Origin of the sequence: Priestia sp. SIMBA_032 (assembly GCF_046535215.1) — a bacterium.
In the GTDB taxonomy this organism is placed as follows: domain Bacteria; phylum Bacillota; class Bacilli; order Bacillales; family Bacillaceae_H; genus Priestia; species Priestia aryabhattai.
Genome location: NZ_JAWRXD010000096.1, coordinates 1 through 539, shown reverse-complemented (window position 1 = coordinate 539; position 539 = coordinate 1). Strand labels below are relative to the sequence as shown.

Sequence of the window (539 nt, the reverse complement as noted above, 5' to 3'; positions counted from 1 at the left end):
GGTGTTGCTGGGCATGGAGCCTGGGTATGAAACCAAAATCATGGAAGAGCATCTGCTCGTCCAGTGGCGCACTATTCAGAGCCAGTACCCGATCTGGGCGGCGGATCAGCAATTGCACTACTTTCCGGAAAGCCATATAGACCCGCGATTGCGCTTGAACAAGTCGCTGTATTTTCAGCAATTGGAAAATGACCTGAACCAGAATCGCATCAACCTGGATACGGCTCAGGAAGCGGTCAAGAGTTATCTGGCACGTTTTGAGGAAGTGGCCAACCTGAAGGTTGTCAACGGCTACATCAATACTACCGACTTCAGAAACGGTATGTATTACTTCATCGGGCGTTCCCAAGGCGAGAATCAATATTACTGGCGCTCGGTGGATATGTCGCAACGCAGCCACAAGAGTGTCACTGACCCGAATCCTGATGGCCCCAAGTTCGATCACCCGCAGCCGGGGGCTTGGTCGGAGTGGCATAGGGCCAACCTGCCGAGTTCCGCCGGTGCCATCGAGCGCACGATTCGTCCGGTGTACTTCAACC

Annotated in this window: 1 protein-coding gene; it reads left to right on the top strand. The window is 53.8% G+C overall.

Annotation, left to right across the window (positions count from 1 at the left end; genetic code table 11):
* The coding region (locus SB717_RS33465) for a neuraminidase-like domain-containing protein (RefSeq protein WP_410907103.1) at positions 1-539 on the top strand (539 nt) is incomplete at both ends.